This is a genomic window from Micromonospora sp. NPDC047557 (genome assembly GCF_043205095.1).
Classification (GTDB): domain Bacteria; phylum Actinomycetota; class Actinomycetes; order Mycobacteriales; family Micromonosporaceae; genus Micromonospora.
Genome location: NZ_JBIDDK010000002.1, coordinates 93,178 through 110,077 on the forward strand (window position 1 = coordinate 93,178; position 16,900 = coordinate 110,077).

13 protein-coding genes are annotated in these 16,900 nt (G+C 71.0%); 8 read left to right on the top strand and 5 right to left on the bottom strand.

Translation table 11 applies throughout. The features are described from left to right. Nucleotides 1-100 precede the first annotated feature (100 nt). Nucleotides 101-1,360, bottom strand: coding sequence for a family 16 glycosylhydrolase (locus ACGGAQ_RS08225; RefSeq protein ID WP_393045872.1), 1,260 nt, complete (start codon nucleotides 1,358-1,360; stop codon nucleotides 101-103). 279 nt (nucleotides 1,361-1,639) lie between these two features. Here ACGGAQ_RS08225 and ACGGAQ_RS08230 point away from each other — a divergent pair, with 279 nt between their 5' ends. Beyond that, nucleotides 1,640-2,038 carry a hypothetical protein gene (locus ACGGAQ_RS08230; RefSeq protein WP_393045874.1) on the top strand — a complete coding sequence of 133 codons (399 nt, stop codon included), beginning with the start codon at nucleotides 1,640-1,642 and terminating at the stop codon, nucleotides 2,036-2,038. Here the strand turns inward: ACGGAQ_RS08230 and ACGGAQ_RS08235 are convergent. From ACGGAQ_RS08235 to ACGGAQ_RS08245, 3 genes are all read right to left on the bottom strand, one after another. Beyond that, nucleotides 2,035-3,432 carry an RNA-guided endonuclease InsQ/TnpB family protein gene (locus ACGGAQ_RS08235; RefSeq protein ID WP_393045876.1) on the bottom strand — a complete coding sequence of 466 codons (1,398 nt, stop codon included), beginning with the start codon at nucleotides 3,430-3,432 and terminating at the stop codon, nucleotides 2,035-2,037. The genes ACGGAQ_RS08230 and ACGGAQ_RS08235 overlap by 4 nt on opposite strands. Before the next feature lie 118 nt (nucleotides 3,433-3,550). After that, on the bottom strand, nucleotides 3,551-4,999 hold the full coding sequence (locus ACGGAQ_RS08240; protein ID WP_393045878.1) for an aminotransferase class V-fold PLP-dependent enzyme: 1,449 nt from the start codon (nucleotides 4,997-4,999) through the stop codon (nucleotides 3,551-3,553). Next, on the bottom strand, nucleotides 4,989-6,710 hold the full coding sequence (locus tag ACGGAQ_RS08245; RefSeq protein ID WP_393045880.1) for an ATP-binding cassette domain-containing protein: 1,722 nt from the start codon (nucleotides 6,708-6,710) through the stop codon (nucleotides 4,989-4,991). Before ACGGAQ_RS08245 ends, ACGGAQ_RS08240 begins: the two co-directional genes overlap by 11 nt. 158 nt (nucleotides 6,711-6,868) lie before the next feature. On the opposite strand from ACGGAQ_RS08245, the gene ACGGAQ_RS08250 reads away from it, so the two are divergent. From ACGGAQ_RS08250 to ACGGAQ_RS08280, 7 genes are all read left to right on the top strand, one after another. After that, entirely contained in the window at nucleotides 6,869-7,261 is a 393-nt protein-coding gene (locus ACGGAQ_RS08250; RefSeq protein ID WP_393045882.1) for a PPOX class F420-dependent oxidoreductase, read from the top strand. Nucleotides 7,262-7,808: 547 nt separating this feature from the next. Further along, the gene (gene mmsA / locus ACGGAQ_RS08255; protein WP_393045884.1) at nucleotides 7,809-9,356 is read left to right on the top strand and encodes a multiple monosaccharide ABC transporter ATP-binding protein; all 1,548 of its coding nucleotides are present in this window, start codon (nucleotides 7,809-7,811) and stop codon (nucleotides 9,354-9,356) included. Further along, a complete protein-coding gene (gene mmsB / locus ACGGAQ_RS08260; RefSeq protein WP_393045886.1) occupies nucleotides 9,353-10,651 on the top strand; it encodes a multiple monosaccharide ABC transporter permease in 1,299 nt (432 codons plus the stop codon). The genes mmsA and mmsB overlap by 4 nt, the downstream gene beginning before the upstream one ends. A gap of 54 nt (nucleotides 10,652-10,705) precedes the next feature. Next, a complete protein-coding gene (locus tag ACGGAQ_RS08265; protein WP_393045888.1) occupies nucleotides 10,706-11,809 on the top strand; it encodes a substrate-binding domain-containing protein in 1,104 nt (367 codons plus the stop codon). A gap of 112 nt (nucleotides 11,810-11,921) precedes the next feature. Further along, the gene (locus tag ACGGAQ_RS08270) at nucleotides 11,922-13,184 is read left to right on the top strand and encodes an ROK family protein (RefSeq protein WP_393045890.1); all 1,263 of its coding nucleotides are present in this window, start codon (nucleotides 11,922-11,924) and stop codon (nucleotides 13,182-13,184) included. Nucleotides 13,185-13,414: 230 nt separating this feature from the next. Further along, the gene (locus ACGGAQ_RS08275; protein WP_393045892.1) at nucleotides 13,415-14,380 is read left to right on the top strand and encodes an ATP-binding cassette domain-containing protein; all 966 of its coding nucleotides are present in this window, start codon (nucleotides 13,415-13,417) and stop codon (nucleotides 14,378-14,380) included. Continuing rightward, nucleotides 14,377-15,204 carry an ABC transporter permease gene (locus ACGGAQ_RS08280; protein ID WP_393045894.1) on the top strand — a complete coding sequence of 276 codons (828 nt, stop codon included), beginning with the start codon at nucleotides 14,377-14,379 and terminating at the stop codon, nucleotides 15,202-15,204. The genes ACGGAQ_RS08275 and ACGGAQ_RS08280 overlap by 4 nt, the downstream gene beginning before the upstream one ends. Before the next feature lie 51 nt (nucleotides 15,205-15,255). Here ACGGAQ_RS08280 and ACGGAQ_RS08285 read toward each other — a convergent pair whose 3' ends face one another. Next, nucleotides 15,256-16,866: a hypothetical protein gene (locus ACGGAQ_RS08285; RefSeq protein ID WP_393045896.1), complete on the bottom strand. Its 1,611-nt coding sequence runs from the start codon at nucleotides 16,864-16,866 to the stop codon at nucleotides 15,256-15,258. Between the last annotated feature and the right edge of the window lie 34 nt (nucleotides 16,867-16,900).

Here is a 16,900-nt window from a genome sequence, read left to right on the forward strand (position 1 = left end):
GGCCCACCTGGGGGGGGGCCGGGGGGGGGCGGGGGGGGCGCGGGCGGGGGGGGGGGGGGGGGCGCGGGCCCCGCCCCCCCCACCGCTCGTGCCGGCCTCGTCAGAAGCGGGACCACTTCTGGTTGGCCGCGCCGAGGCAGTCCCACAGGTGCAGCTTGCCGCCGTTGTTGGGGTTGGCGTCCCGCACGTCCACGCACTTGTTGGCGCTCAGATTGACCAGGTCGCCGGCGCCGTTGAGGGTGAAGCGCTGGGCCGGATTGCCGTTGCAGCTCACGAGGTTGACCTCGGTGCCGTTGGCGGTGCCGGCCCAGGCCGGGTCCATGCACTTGCCCATCGCGCGTACGGTGCCGTCGGAGGCGAACGTCCACGCCTGCGCCGCGGTCGTGTTGCAGTCCCAGATCTGCAGCTTGGCGCCGTCGACCGGGTTGGCGCTCGGGATGTCGATGCAGCGCCCGCTCTGCGCCCCCCTGATCCGGGTGGTGCCGGGCGCCGGGTCGCCGCCGCCGCCGGAGGTGTAGCTCGACACCCGGACGTAGTCGACAAGCATCTGCTGCGGGAACTGGGTGGAGCCGTCCGGGTAGCCGGGCCAGTTACCGCCGACCGCCACGTTGAGGATCATGAAGAACGGGTGGTCGAACACCCACCGGTTGCCGCCGAGCCGGGCGGGGTCGACCCGGTGGTACTGCACGCCGTCCAGGTACCAGGTGATCGCACCCGGCTCCCAGTCCACCCGGTAGTCGTGGAAACCGTCGGCGAGCGGGCTGCCGAGGGTGCGGCTGCCGGTGATGCCGCCGCTACCGGAGTAGCCGGGCCCGTGCACGGTGCCGTAGACGGTGTTCGGCTCCCGGCCGATGTTCTCCATGACGTCGATCTCGCCGGCGTCGGGCCACCCGCCGCCGGTGCCGAGCATCCAGAACGCCGGCCAGATGCCCTGGCCGCGCGGGATCTTGATGCGGGCCTCGAAGCGGCCGTACGTCTGGGTGAAGGTCGCCGCGGTCAGCAGTCGGGCGGAGGTGTACTCGCAGCGACCGTAGTGGCACTGGTAGTTGGCCGGGTTCTCCCGGCGGGCGGTGATGACAAGGTTGCCCTGGCCGTCGTGCACCGCGTTGCTGGTGCTGTTGGTGTAGTACTGCCGCTCGTTGTTGCCCCAGCCGCCACCACCGATGTCGAAGCGCCACTTGTTCTGGTCGACCGGCGTGCCGGCCGGGGCGTTGAACTCGTCCTGCCAGGTGAGCGGGCCGATGGCGGCCTCGGCCCGGTCGGACTCTCCCGGGAGGGTGAGGGAGGCGAGGGTGGTGACGAGGGCGACCGCCGCGAGGACGAGGGGACGCAGGCGGGATGGGGGGCGGGCTGTGAACACGGGAGGCTCCTCAGCGGAGGGGGGTGGCGGAGGCTACGCGCCGGAGAGGTCGGAGAGCGCTCTCTGAAGTGAAGCATGTCGATATCATGACTTTCTGTCAAGAGTGTTTCCAATGCGACGACGGTCCGTTACCGCCTGATCACACCCCTCCATAGCGGTCGAATCGACAGTTCCTATTGCCGTGGAGCGTCCACGCGGGACAGGATGACGAGGTCCGCAGGAAACCTCCCCGTAACCTGCGTGCTGCTGGTCTCTGTCACAAGGAAGTGGGAGTCAGTCATGAGCGACGCGTCGACGGCGCTGGGTGTGCGCCTCTACCCGGACCTGGTCGAGCGGGGTGGCCTCGCCCCCGCGCTCATCGAGACCGCTGCCCACCACCAGCTCGACATCGGGCGGGTGACCGCCCCCGAGCAGGGGCGCGCCCGGTTCACCTGCGCCGAGCTGCACTCCGATCAGGGTGTGGTCTGCATCGGGCTGGGTTCGCAGGCCCGATACTTCATGATCGACCTCCGGTCCGCGGGAGAGGTTCTCGCGCGCGGTGACTGCATGGACCTCGTCCAGGTCGCCCAGGTGGCCGCGGCCTGGCGGGCCGGGCTGACGCTCGCCGAGCTGACCGCCCGCTTCGCGTTCATGGAGGAGATCAAGCACCGCCCGGCGTCGGTGCCGCAGGCCGTCTAGTGCGGTGTCCACGAACGTTCACCGGGTGTCCGGTGGTCGTTGTGGATCCTCGCCTTGTGGGCGAGCGACTCCCCTCCGGGTGGTGGGGCGGGCCTCCGCGGGCCACCTGATCCGCGCGCCGCGCGTGGGCGGCGGGGATCACGTCGGGACCGGCCGGCACCGGGAAGGTGCCGGCCGGCTCGACGGTGCGTGAGCACCTCCGACAACACAACAGCTGTCGGGGTGGTGTGTCCGCCGCCCGGGCTACGGGTGGCGATGGTGGCAGCCGCGACCAGGTCACGGTGCCCGGAAAACCGGCAGTGCGGGCAGGACAGGGTCCGCCCACGGGGTTTCGGTACCCGCCGCAGGCAGGCAGGGCAGGTCGAGGACGTGCCACGTTCGTTCACGAGGCGCAGCGTGATGCCGGCCAGGGTGGCCTTGTCGGTGAGGACCTGTAAGAGCCGGCCGACCTGCCACTGCCGCAACCGCAGGTTGTGCCGCCGCCCCGCCTCGATGTCGAGCACCCCACGCGGGTCCCCGACGCGCAGCTCACCGATACGCTGTTCTACCGCCCACGACACGACCGATCGGGCGGCTTCGTGCTGGGCCTGACGGACCCTGCGCCGATGCCGGCCCTGCACCATACGGGCGCGGCGTCGGTACTTGCGCCATCGCCGTGAACCCCGCTGACCCGGCTTCGGCGCCCGGCGTGCGACCGCCCGGCGGCGGGCTTTCGTGTCAGCCAGGTGCATGCGGTGCTCCGCGCGGATCGCCCGCCCCGACACCAGCAACCCCGCACCGTCCGGGCCGGCCACCGCATACGGGTGGATGATCCCTAGGTCCACCCCAGCGATCCGGGCCGGATCCGGTCCAGCGCCGGCCGGATAGGTCGCGATCGGAATCTCGGCACTCACGTCCAAGAACAGCCGACCGCCCTCACACAGCAGCGTGATCGAGCGGACCTGCTCGAGCGGGTACGGCACCTCCCGCGCCAACCTCACCCACAACGGCGCCGCGCCCCTGCCCGTCGGGATCCGGACGCGACGCCCGTCCAGGGCGAACGTTCCGTGATACCAACGCACCGGCACCAACCCCCGCCGCCGACGCGGGAACCCCGCCGACACGTCACCGTCCTTACGTCGCTTCGCTGCCGCGAACCACGCGTCGGAGAACCGGCGCAACACCGACCGGGCCCCCGTCGAGTCCAACTCGGCGAACGTGCCCGGCCCCGAGGCCGCCAACTCCCGACACAACTCCTGAAAGCCGGACAACGGCGCGTCCCGGCGGCGACGCCGCCACGCGTTCACCTCCAACACACACGCCCACACATCACCAGCCGAACGCAGCAACCCGAAACACCGCCGCCGCTGCCCTGGCGTCACCCGCAACGCCACCCGCGCGGTGCGATACACCACCCGGGGCGCGGCAGGATCCCGACGACGAGGCATAACCAAACCCAACACCACCGGTACGACAAAACCCCCGGCCCCAACCCGGCAAACGTTAGTGGACACCGCACTAGCCGCGGGCGCGTCAGCAGCGCAGGCGGGGAGGCAGCGGCGGCTCGGCGCTGACCTCCCGGTCGAGGTAGGACGCCTCGACGAAGGCGAGGAAGCGTTGCGCGTCGGAGGCGTTGGAGGCCAGGCCGAACGAGACCCGGACCGCGCCGCCGGTCGGCAACCGCAGCGCGCCGAGGTACTCGTCGATCGTGTCGACCCGCGCGAGCAGCCCTCGCCGCAACGAGGTCCCGCTGATCTCGAACGCGCCCTCACCGGCCCCCGGGTTGCAGAAGCAGCCGGTCCGCAGCGAGAAGCCGGCTGCGGCGGACTCCCGCGCCACCAGTCGCTCGTCCACCGGGGACCCGTCCGGGCGCAGGACGTTGAACGTCACGGTGCCGCCCCGACCCACGCCCGTCGTCGGCCCGTACACCCGCACCAGCGGTTCGCCGGTGCGGTGCCGCAGCGCGGACAGGCGGCCCAGCAGCCACTCGGTGAGCAGACCGACCCGGGTGTGCACGAGGTCCACGCCGATCGAGTCGAGCCACCGCAGCCCGAATTCGACATCCGGGATGCTCAGGAAGTTGAGCGTGCCGTCCTCGAACGCCGACTCGTCGTCCATCGAGCGGTGCCAGTCGCCCTGCACGCTCACCGCGCGGATGGTGCCGCCGGCGAACCACGGCCGTTGCAGCCGGGCCAGCGCGTCGCGGCGGGCCAGCAGCGCGCCGACGCCGGTCGGGTAGCCGAAGAGCTTGTACCAGCTCAGGCAGACGAAGTCGGGTCGGACGGCGCGCAGATCCAGCCGGTTCGTCGCGGCGAACGCGGCGGCGTCCAGCAGCACGTCGTAGCCGTGCCGGTGGGCCAGCTCGACCCAGTCCAACGGATGCTGCACGCCGGAGAAGTTGCTCTGCGCCGGGTACGCGAACAGTCCACGGCGACCGGAGCGCCCCCGCCGCCCGGCGTCGAGCACCGTGACCAGGTCGGACTCGGCGACCCGCAGCTCCGGCCCGCTCAACGGTACGTACCGCACCGGCGCGTCGGCCGCCCGGGCGTACTCCCGGATGCCGTTGACCGAGTTGTGGTTGTCCCAGGTCAGCGCGAACGGCGCGGCCGGGCCGAAGTCGTACGCCTCGCCGACCAGTCGACAGGCGCCGCTGGCGTTCGGGGTGAAGACCACCGCGTACTCGGCCGGGTCGGCGTGGAAGAAGTCGAGCACCGCCCGCCGGGTCGACTCCACCAGCGACCCGGCCGCCACGCTGGTGGGGCTCTCCGAGTGCGGATTGCCGTAGAGGCTCGCCAGCAGCCGGTCGTGGTGCGCCCGCACCTGCGCCTGCGCGGTCACCCCGGCGCCGGCGTAGTCGAGGTAGACCTGGCCGTGCCGGTCGAGGTGCTGGTACTCGGTGGCGCGCAGCTCGTCGATCCGGGCGGTGTCGGCGTACCCGGGCAGTGCCGCCGGTGAGGGGAAAGGGGCGTGCTCAGGACGCACGGCGGGCCTCCCGGCGCACCAGGACCGCCCACGCGGCGGCGAGGAAGAGCAGCACGAACCCGCCGAGCACCAGCCAGTCGAGCCAGATCGGTCGGGAGAAGCTGTCGCCGTACGTCTGCAGCAGCGGCGGGCCGAGCGGCGAGCCGCCGTCGCGCCACAGCCGCTCCACCCCGGCGGTGTGCCCCAACCCCTCGAACGCCCACCGGTTCGACATCGCGTAGCTGAGCCACCGGCCGCCGGCCGCCATGGCCGGCACCGGCAGGATCGCCCCGACGAACAGCACCTGCGGGAAGCACAGCATCGGCAGCAGGAGCGTCGCCTGGGCCGCGTCGGAGACGGCCGCCGAGCAGAGCAGGCCGAGCGCGAGCGCGGCCGCCGAGGAGAGCAGCAGGGTCGCGTACAGGGCGGCGAAGTCGCCGCCGTCGACCGGGGGCAGCCGGTCCATGGCGCGCAGCACCCCGAGCAGGGCCAGATCCGCCAGGGCGAGCAGCGGCAGCAGCACCGCGACCTTCGCCAGCAGGTACGGGAGCAGCCGGACACCGGCAAGCCGCTCCCGACGCAGGATCGGCAACTCCGTGCAGATCTGGAGCAGCCCGTAGGTCAACCCGAAGAAGAAGCCGCCGAACGCGATCCAGAACAGGATCATCACGGTGACGGTCGGGCGGGGGCTCGCCGGGTCGAAGGCGCCGGGGCGAAACAGCAGCGCGAACATGCCGAGCACCATGAGGGGCGAGCCGAGCAGGATCGCCAGCGTCAGCCGGTTGCGGGCGACGATCTCCGCGTTGCGCGCGGTGAGGAGCATCCACTGACGCAACCGGCCGACCCGCCGTGGGGCAGTCCCGCCCGGGTCGTCCGTCGCGCCCGGATGGCCGGTCGCAGCGGGGGACGGGCCGGCCGGGCCGGGGTCGACCGTGTCGGCGTCGCGGTACGCGGCGAAGCGCTCGGGCCACCCGGCCGGGTCGGACTCCTCGTCAAGCCGCAGGTGCACCTCCGCCAAGGACCCCAGGCCGAAGAACTCCCGGGCGGCGGCGGGCGTGCCGGCGTAGGCCAACCGGCCCTGGCGGGTCAGCACGACGACCCGGTCGCAACGGTCCACGTCGGTGATCTGGTGGGTGGTGAGCACGACCGTGGTCCCGGCGTCGGCGAGGGTACGCAGCACCCGGAGCAGTTCCACGGCGATCGCCGGGTCCAGCCCGGAGGTGGGCTCGTCGAGGAAGAACACGCCGGGTCGGGTCAGCAGCTCGACGGCGATGCTGGCGCGCTTGCGCTCACCGCCGCTGAGGCGGCCCACCGGCACGTCGGCTCGCTCGGTGAGCCGCAGGTCGGCGAGCACCGCGGCGACCCGAGCCGACGTCTCGGCCGGGCCGGTCCCGGAGGGCAGGCGCAGCCGGGCCGCGTAGTGCAGGGTGCGGGCCAGCGGCAGCTCGCGGTGGATGATGTCGTCCTGCGGAACGAAGCCGACCGCACCCGGCGCGGCGCCGCCGTCGTACGCCACGGTGCCCGCAGCCGGTCGGCGGACCCCGGCCAGCGTCTCCAGCAGGGTCGTCTTGCCGGCGCCGCTGACCCCGATGATCGCGACCAGCTCGCCCGGCGCGACGGTCAGGGAGATGTCGTCCAGGATGCGGTGTCCACCTCGGACACTCTGGCCCAGGCCGTCGGCCACGATGGCGACGCCGGTACGCGGTGGTGCGGCGGTCTGCTCGGTCGTCATGTCGAGGGTGCCCGATCCGGTCGGTGACGTGGTACGCCTGACATCGTGCCTCGCCGATGCTACGTCGCGCCCCGGGCGCCGCCGGGGCCTCGATCACGACGTGCGACTGTTGCCGGGCGACCAACGCGAGGTTGGACGCCACCGGAAAGGACTGGCACGTGAACCTGCCCGATGACCTGGTCGCCCTGCTGCGCGCGCCGAGCACCTGCTACCTGACGACGCTGATGCCGGACGGCTCGCCGCAGCTCACCCAGACGTGGGTGGACACCGACGGCACGCACATCCTGATCAACACGGTGGAGACGCACCAGAAGACGCGCAACGTCCGCCGGGACCCCCGGGTCGCCGTGGCGATCTCCGACCCGGACAAGCCGGGCCGCTACCACGAGGTCCGGGGTCGGGTGGTCGACCTGAGCACCGAGGGCGCAGCCGAGCACATCGAGCGGCTGGCCCAGCGCTACCTCGATGGGCCGTACCCGTGGTTCGGCGGCCGCGACCAGGTCCGGATCATCCTGACCATCGAGGCCGACCGGGTCCGCTCGATGGGCTGACCGGGCCGAGCTGACGGCCGGCGCGTCGCGCCCTTTGGGGCCTGATCCGCATCTAAGGGACGTTCAGGCGCTGATCCGTCAGCCGCGACGGTCGCGACGGGATGATCACCGTCGATCCGCCCACCGGACAGAGGCGTGGGTCACACCGTCGGCCGAAGGCTGTCGTCGGGTCCTCGTCGCGGTGCCGGCGGTGTGGCTTGGTCAAGATCCGTCGATAGTTTCGTACTCGTGGGTAGGCTGCCCGCTGTCCCGCTGCCGTGGATCGTGCCTGGTAGCGGGCCTCTTGGCAGTGACCGGGGCTGATCATGGGGCTGTCCCCGCATTTGACAACGTTGCCACCGACAGGCCATGGTGCCACGAGGGGCTGCGGGGGCGGCTGTGACGGGCGAAGACTCTGCTACGTCTATATTGCCGGATTGTTACATTTTCAACAGGCCCTCGCCTTGCGGATGGCCGGTTCACCGCAATACGTTGCCGTCAACAACAAAACCAAGTGAAGGTTCAACCTTCCGGAGGCAACGATGACGTTGGCGAGGTGGTACGAGCGATGAACGACGTGCCCACCCTCCTTGAGATGCGCTCCATCACCAAGGAGTTCCCCGGAGTCAAGGCCCTCTCCGACGTCAACCTGGTGGTTCGCGCCGGCGAGATCCATGCCATCTGCGGCGAGAACGGTGCGGGCAAGTCCACGCTGATGAAGGTCCTCAGCGGGGTCTACCCGTACGGAAGCTACGACGGCCAGATCATCTACCAGGGGTCGGAGAGCAGGTTCTCCGACATCCGGGCCAGTGAGAACGCCGGAATCGTGATCATCCACCAGGAGCTCGCGCTCATCCCGGGCATGTCGATCGCCGAGAACATCTTCCTCGGCAACGAGCCGCGCAAGCACGGCGCGATCGACTGGAAGGCCGCCAACCGGATGGCGCTGGACCTGATGGCCCGGGTCGGCCTCCAGGAGAACCCGGACACCCTGATCAAGGACATCGGTGTCGGCAAGCAGCAGCTCGTGGAGATCGCCAAGGCGTTCGCCAAGGACGTGAAGCTCCTCATCCTGGACGAGCCGACGGCCGCGCTGAACGAGGCGGACTCCAAGCACCTGCTGGACCTGCTGCGCGGGTTCCGCTCGCGCGGCATCACCTCGATCATGATCTCGCACAAGCTGAACGAGATCGAGGCGATCGCCGACCAGATCACCATCCTGCGCGACGGCCGGACCGTGGAGACCCTCGACGTCAAGGCGGACGGGGTCGACGAGGACCGGATCGTGCGGGGCATGGTCGGCCGCGAGCTGGGCAGCCGGTTCCCGGACCACACCCCGAAGATCGGCGAGGTCTTCTTCGAGGTCCGCAACTGGAACGTCCGGCACCCGATCTCCGCCGAGCGCCAGGTCTGCAAGAACGAGAGCTTCGTGGTGCGCCGCGGCGAGATCGTCGGCTTCGCCGGCCTGATGGGCGCGGGCCGCACGGAACTCGCGATGAGTGTCTTCGGCCGCTCCTACGGGGTGTACGAGTCGGGCACGATCATCAAGGACGGCAAGGAGATCGTGCTGAAGTCGGTCGCGGACGCGATCGACAACGGGCTCGCGTACGTCAGCGAGGACCGCAAGGCGATCGGCCTCAACCTGCTCGACGACATCAAGGCGTCGACGGTTGCCGCGAAGCTGTCCAAGATCTCCCACCGCGGCGTCCTGAACGAGGTCGAGGAGTACCAGGCGGCCGAGGCGTACCGCAAGGAGTTGCGGACCAAGGCCCCGACCGTCGACGAGAGCGTCTCCAAGCTCTCCGGCGGCAACCAGCAGAAGGTCGTCCTGGCCAAGTGGATGTTCACCGACCCGGACCTGCTGATCCTCGATGAGCCGACGCGCGGCATCGACGTGGGTGCCAAGTACGAGATCTACGGCATCATCCAGCGGCTCGCCGACCAGGGGAAGGGCGTCGTCGTCATCTCCTCGGAGCTGCCTGAGCTGATCGGGCTCTGCGACCGCATCTACACCGTGTTCGAAGGCGCCATCACGGGCGAGATCGCCCGGGCCGACGCCACCCCGGAAAACCTCATGAAGCAGATGACCTCGACGAAGAAGATGGCCACACGATGAGCCGATTGAAGGACCTTCAGAAGAACCTGTTCGGAGGCACCACCTCCAACGCGCGCCAGTTCGGGATGATCTTCACCCTGGTGGCGATCGTCGTCCTGTTCCAGATCCTGACCGATGGCCTCACCCTGCGGTCGGACAACCTGATCGCGCTGTTCCAGCAGAACTCGTACATTCTGATCCTGGCCATCGGCATGCTCATGGTGATCGTGGCCGGACACATCGACCTGTCGGTCGGCTCGGTCGCCGCCTTCGCCGGCATCCTGGTCGCCAAGTCGATGACCGAGTGGGATCTGCCCTGGCCGGCCGCCATCGTGTTCGGCCTCGCCATCGGCGCGGTGATCGGCGCCTGGCAGGGCTTCTGGGTGGCCTACATCGGGGTGCCGGCGTTCATCGTCACCCTGGCCGGCATGCTGCTCTTCCGGGGCGGCAACCAGTTCATCGGTAACGCGCAGAGCATCCCGGTGCCGGAGGGCTTCCGGGAGATCGGCTCCGGGTTCCTGCCCGAGTTCGGCCCGGACACCGGCTACAACAACGCCACGCTGCTGCTCGGCCTGGCCGCGGCGGCCGCTGTGGTGTGGCGCGAGCTCCAGGCCCGCAAGACCCGTCGGGAGATGGACGCCGCTCCGGCGCCGATGTGGATCTCGATTCTGCGGATGGCCATCATGGTCGGGGTCATCGCCTTCGCGGCGCTGCGCTTCGCCAGCGGTCGGGTCGGCACCAGCTTCCCGATCTCCGGCATCATCCTGCTGGTCCTGGTCATCGCGTACTCCTTCTACACCCGCAACACGGCCGGCGGTCGGCACATCTACGCGGTAGGCGGCAACTCCCGGGCGGCCGAGCTGTCCGGCGTGAAGCTCAAGCGGGTCAACTTCTTCGTCATGATGAACATGTCCGTCCTGGCCGCGCTGGCCGGCATGATCTTCGTGGCCCGTTCGGCGGCCTCCGGTCCGCAGGACGGCAACGGCTGGGAGCTGGACGCGATCGCCGCGGTCTTCATCGGTGGCGCGGCCGTCGCCGGCGGTATCGGCACCATCAGCGGCTCGATCGTCGGTGGTCTCGTGATGGCCGTGCTCAACAACGGCCTGCAGCTGATGGGCGTCGGCACCGACCGCGTCCAGATCATCAAGGGCCTGGTCCTGCTGCTGGCCGTCGCGATCGACGTCTACAACAAGAGCCAGGGGCGCTTCTCCATCGTCGGGAGCCTGATGCGGCCGTTCCGCCGCGACGACTCCGCCCCACCCGCCTCACCGCCGGACGCGGAGCGCGAGCCCGCCAAGGCAGCGGTGTCCGGCTGACGGCCACCGATCCTCTCCACCCGGTTCCACCTTCCAGAAAGGCAAGTCCTCACCATGCGTAAATTCTTCGGCACGTCGGTGGTCGCGGTCAGCGCCGCCGCCATGCTGGCCCTCGCCGGTTGCGGCTCCGGCCGCGACGGCGACTCCGACAGCAAGGGCGGCGACGCCAAGGGCTTCGCGGCGAACTCGCTGATCGGCGTGGCCCTCCCGGCCAAGACCTCGGAGAACTGGGTCCTCGCCGGTGACCTGTTCACCAACGGCCTCAAGGAGGCCGGTTTCCAGGCTGACGTGCAGTACGCCGGCGCGTCGACCACGGTCGCCGACCAGCAGGCCCAGATCACCGCCATGACCACCAAGGGCGCCAAGGTCATCGTCATCGGCGCGACCGACGCCGCGCAGCTGTCGACCCAGGTCGCCGCGGCGCACGCCGCCGGCGCCAAGGTGATCGCGTACGACCGTCTGATCAAGAACACGCCGGACCTCGACTACTACGTCGCGTTCGACAACTTCAAGGTCGGCCAGCTCCAGGGCCAGGCCCTGCTGGACGGCATGAAGGCCAAGAAGCCGAACGGCCCGTACAACATCGAGCTGTTCTCCGGCTCGCCGGACGACAACAACGCCGGTGTCTTCTTCGACGGCGCGATGAGCGTGCTCAAGCCGGAGATCGACAAGGGCACCGTCGTCGTCGCCTCGGGTCAGAAGGACGTCAAGCAGACCGCCATCCAGGGCTGGAAGGCCGAGGGTGCGCAGGCCCGCATGGACCAGCTGCTGACCTCGACCTACGGCAGCAAGGAGCTGGACGGCGTCCTCTCCCCGAACGACACGCTGGCCCGCGCCATCCTGACCTCGGTCAAGGGTGCTGGCAAGCCGACCCCGGTCGTCACCGGTCAGGACTCCGAGGTTGAGTCGGTCAAGTCGATCGTCGCTGGCGAGCAGTACATGACGATCAACAAGGACACCCGCAACCTGGTGAAGGAGACCATCAACATGGTCAAGGCTCTCCAGGCCGGCAACGCCCCGCAGGTGAACGACACCAAGTCCTACAACAACGGCAGCAAGGTCGTGGACACGTTCCTGCTCCCGCCGGTCGCCGTCACCAAGGCGAACGCGGCCGAGGCGTACGCGAACGACCCGAAGCTCGCGCCGCTCACCAAGTAATCACCGCACGGTAGGCAGCAACGCCGATGGGTCCCGGATCTCCTCTTCCGGGACCCATCGCCGTCCGTGCCTCCGACGCACACCCGGCACCGATCCGGAAGGAGGTCTGACCGTGGATACACCCGTGCGGTCCAGGCCAGCCGGCGCCGGCCGTAACCCTGATTCCCCGCTGCCCCCGCTCCCCGGCGCGAGCCAGGAGGAGATCCGGCGGCAGAACCTCGGCGCCGTGCTGCGCTACGTGCACCTGCACGGACCGACGTCGCGGGCCGAGCTGACCAGTCGCCTCGGCCTCAACCGCAGCACCATCGGCGCGCTCGCCGCCGACCTGACCGCCAGCGGCCTCGTCACCGAGGAGGCGCCGACCACCGCCCGGCGGGCCGGCCGTCCCTCCCTGGTGGTCAGCCCCCGCTCCGACCGGGTCTACGCCCACGCGCTCAGCATCGACGCCGACCGGCTGCGCGCGGCGCGGGTCGGCCTCGGCGGTCGCATCCTCGACCGGCGCGAGGTCGCCCGTCCCGGTGGCATGTCGGCGGTCGACACCGTCGGCCCGCTCGCCGACCTCGTTCGCGACATGGAACGTGGCGTCGCCTCCGACGCGCTGCTGGTCGGGGGAGCGGTCGCCGTCACCGACACCACCCGCGACGCGGACGGCCGACTCCGGATCGTCGGCGTCGACGAGGGCCTCAGCGTGGCGCTGGAGGCCGAACTCACCGCCGGCCCGGGGTTCGTGGCCGGCGACCTCGCCGACATCGCGGGCCTGGCCGAGCACATCCGGGGCGTGGCCCCCGGCATCGACGACCTCATCTACCTGCACGGGGACCTGGGCATCAGCGCCGGCATCGTCGTCGGCGGCCGGTTGATGATCGGCCACCGGGGTCACAGCGGCAAGGTCGGTCACATGGTGGTCAACCCGAATGGCCTCCCGTGCGGCTGCGGATCACGTGGCTGCTGGGAGACCGAGATCGGTGAAGCCGCGCTGCTGCGCCACGCCGGCCGCGACCCGGACGACCGCGCCGCCGTGACCGAGGTGCTGCGCGCGGCGGCGGACGGCGATCCGGCCGCCCGCCGGGCCGTCGAGCAGGTCGCCGACTGGCTCGGCTTCGGCGTGGCCAACCTGGTGAACGTGGTCAATCCCGACGCCGTGGTGTTCGGTGGCTCGCTGCGCGACATCTTCATCGCCGGCGCGGACACGGTGCGTCGGCGGCTGGACGCCATGCCGCTGCCGGCCTCCCGCGAGCACCTGCGGCTGCGCGCGGCGGCGCTCGGCCGCGACGCCGTTCTGATCGGCGCCGCCGAGTTGGCCTTCGACAAGCTGCTGGCCGATCCGCTCAACGTCGGCGTCGCCGGTCAGTCGGGTTCCGCCGGCCCGTTCTAGGCGCTCTCCCGTACCCCCGCTGGTCCCGTTGCCTGGCCGGGGCTCCCAGGCCCAGGGCTCGTGCAGCTCCAGGCGGCCACGGGTCGCCGGCCACCACATCCGCCAGGCGGCGAACCGCCGGCCGTTCTACGAGATCGTCCTGCCACCGAAGCTAGTCGATCCGACGTTCCCGTACTTCCTACCGTATGTTGTACGGTAGGCCGGTGTTGAGCCACGGGAAGGGGACAGGCATGACGACGAGCGGTGCCGCCATAGTCGCCGAGGGGCTGCGGAAGCAATATCGGGACCGGTTCGCGCTGGACGGCTTCGACTTGGAGGTGGACAGCGGGACGGTGTGTGGCCTGCTCGGCCCGAACGGGGCCGGCAAGACCACCTCGGTGCGGATCCTGTCCACCCTGCTGCGACCGGACGGGGGTCGCGCCGAGGTCGCCGGGTTCGACGTGACCCGCCACCCCGATCGGGTGCGCTACCGGATCGGCCTGGTGGGGCAGCACCCCGCGCTGGACGAGGCGCTCAGTGGCCGGCAGAACCTGATCCTCTTCGGCCTGCTGTCGCACCTTGGCCGTCGGCGGGCCCGGCAGCGCGCGGTCGAGTTGCTGGAGCGGTTCGGCCTGACCGACGTCGGCGAGCGTCCGGTCAACGCGTACTCCGGGGGGATGCGTCGCCGGTTGGACCTGGCTGCCGGCATGGTCCTGGCCCCCGCCGTGCTGTTCCTGGACGAACCCACCACCGGGCTGGACCCGCGCGGCCGTAACGAGGTGTGGGAGTCGATCCGCGAGCTGGTCCGCGCGGGCACCACAGTCCTGCTCACCACCCAGCACCTGGACGAGGCCGATCAGCTCGCCGACCGGATCTCGGTGGTCGAGGCCGGGCGCGTGATCGCCGACGGCACCCCGGACGAGCTGAAGGCACGGCTCGGCGGCGACCGGATCGAGCTGGTTCTCGGGGAGCCCGCCGATCTCCCCGTCGCCGTCGCGCAAATGCGTCGGGTGGTCGACGGCGAACCGACTGTCGACGTGGACCGGCGCGCGGTAAGCGTCGGCGTCGGGCACCGCGCCGGTGCGCTCGTCGAGGTACTGCGGGCGCTCGACGCCGCGCAGGTCAGGGTGGCCGACATCGCCCTGCGTCGGCCCACCCTCGACGATGTCTTCCTGCACGTCACCGGCCACCGGGTGAACGCGGAGGTGGCCGCGTGAGCAGCTTGGCCCCGCCCACGACGGTGGACCTGACGCCCGGCCGGCCCGGTGCCCTGGCAGACAGCGGCACCCTCGTCTGGCGCGGCCTGGCCCGGTGGCGACGTGACCCCGGGCCGCTGGTCGCCTCGCTCGGCTTCAACATCCTGATCGTGCTGATCTTCGCCTACCTGTTCGGCGGGGCGTTGCAGGTGCCCGGCGGAGGCAGCTACCGGGAGTTCCTGATGCCCGGCATGTTCGTGATGACCATGGTGTTCGGCATCAGCCTCACCACGATCGCCGTCGCCGAGGACCTGGAGCGCGGGATCACCGACCGGCTTCGCTCGATGCCGGTGTCACCACTCGCGCCGCTCGTCGCCCGGGCGGTGAGCGACCTGCTGTTCGCCCTGGTCACCCTCGCGGTGCTGCTGGTCGCCGGGCTCGCGGTCGGCTGGCGGGCACACGGCGGCGCCGGTGCCACGCTGGGCGCGGTGGGGTTGATCCTGCTGCTGCGGTTCGCCCTGGTCTGGGTCGGCATCTTCCTCGGCCTGGTCACCCGGGGCCAGACGGCCGTGGTCGCCGTGCAGACCCTGGAGTTCCCGCTCGGCTTCCTCTCCAACGCGTTCGTCGCACCGGCCACGATGCCGACCTGGCTCGGCGCGGTGGCCGCGTGGAACCCGCTGTCGGCGACCGTCGGGGCCACCCGCGAGCTGTTCGGCAACCCCGGCTGGGGTGGCGACTCGTGGGCGGCCCAGCACTACCCGTGGCTGGCCGTGGCCTGGCCGATCGCGCTGGTCGCCGTGTTCCTGCCGCTCTCGGTCGCCCGGTACCGGCGGCTGGGCGGCTGAGCGTCGAGGCGTACGCGCCCCCGGTGGTCGGGCCACCGGGGGCGCTGTCGATCATCCGGCGGGTCGCAGCACCCGCCCCGGGCCGGCTGCGTTGTCGGCGGCGGCCTGGGTGCGCTGAGCCCCAGTGACGCAGACGTCGTCGCCGATGAACGCCTCGCGCCAGACGTAGCCGGCGACGCAGGTGTGCGGGCCGTACGGGCCGCTGACCCACCGGCTCGCCGCGACCGCGTTGTCCGAGAGCACCTGGGAGCGGGTCGCGCCGGTGACGCAGACGTAGTCGGACTGGTCGGCGTCGCGCCAGACGTATCCGCTGACGCAGGTGTTCGGACCGGACACCAGCCGGGCCGGGTTGCGCCGGGAGGCGGCGGCTGCGTTGTCGGCGGCGGCCTGGCTGCGCTGAGCGCCGGTGACACAGACGTCGTCCCCGGCGTACGCCTCGCGCCAGACGTACCCGGCGACGCAGGTGTGCGGGCCGTACGGGCCGTTCACCCAGCGGCTGGCCGCGGCGGCGTTGTCCGCCCACACCTGGCTGCGGGTGGCGCCGGTGACGCAGACCAGGTCGCCGGCGCGGGCCTCGCGCCAGACGTAGCCCTGGAGGCAGCGGTTGACCACGTCGGTGGTCACGGTCACCGAGGCGGCGTCGCCGGAGAGCCAGTTCACGCCGATCTGCACGCCGTTGGCGTTGAGTGACTGGGCCGGCCCGCCACCGGGGCCGGTGCGCAGCAGGGTGGGGGTGCCGTCGCGGACCTCGTGCAGCAGCACCGTGTCGGCGGGGATGCCCGCGCTCCAGCCGGTCTTCCGGCGGAACTCGACGGTGTAGTAGTGGAAGAGGTCGGCCGGGTCGAACGGGATCCGGACCAGCTGCGGGCCACTCGCGGCGGGCACCTCCAGCGGCGCCAGGGTCAGGGTGCGGGAGCCGATCCCGTCGGCGGCCATGGTGAACACCCGGTTCTTCGGCAGCCAGCCCAACTCGTCGCGGTGCGGCCCGTTGAGCCCGACCGCGCTGGTGCCGTAGTTCGCGGTGCCGAAGGCGTGGATGTGCATGGCGCTCATCTCGTCCCACGGGTCGTCGTACTCGCCCGGTTGGGACCACGGCGCGTTCTGGTACGTGGTGTCGTTGGAGAAGGAGTGCCCCAGGTTGTAGCCGTGCAGCATCTCGTGCGCGGCGAAGCCGACGTTCCAGGCGCCCGGGTCGAGCAGCACCCGGCCGCCGGCCGCGCCGGAATCCACCCAGTCGTTGAGCATGACCGCGATCCGGTTGCCGGCGGGCACCGCGTAACCAGCGGTCGCCGCCGTGTCCACGCAGCGCTGGATCCGGGTCCCCCTGTCGATCGACCCGAACTGGGCAAGCGTGTACGGCATCGTGTACCAGCCCCGCACGACCGAGCCGGCCAACGACACCCGACCACCGGACTGGTCGGCGAGGTAGTCGGCGACCCCGCCGGTGCCGGCCCCGGCGGCGGTGAGGAAGTTGGCGAAGTGCGACGGCGGTTGGGGCTCCGCCGGCTTGTCGCTGAACTTGCACAGCAGCACCGACCATGCGGTCGCGTTGCGGATCGGGCTGGCCGTCGCCGGGGCGGCCGGCGCCGCGACCGCGCCCAGCACGGCGCAGGCGAGCGCCACGGCCGACGCGGCGACTCGACGGAGGATTGTGGACTTCACACGTACGCTCCCATCTCTGCGGCCCAGCCAACCC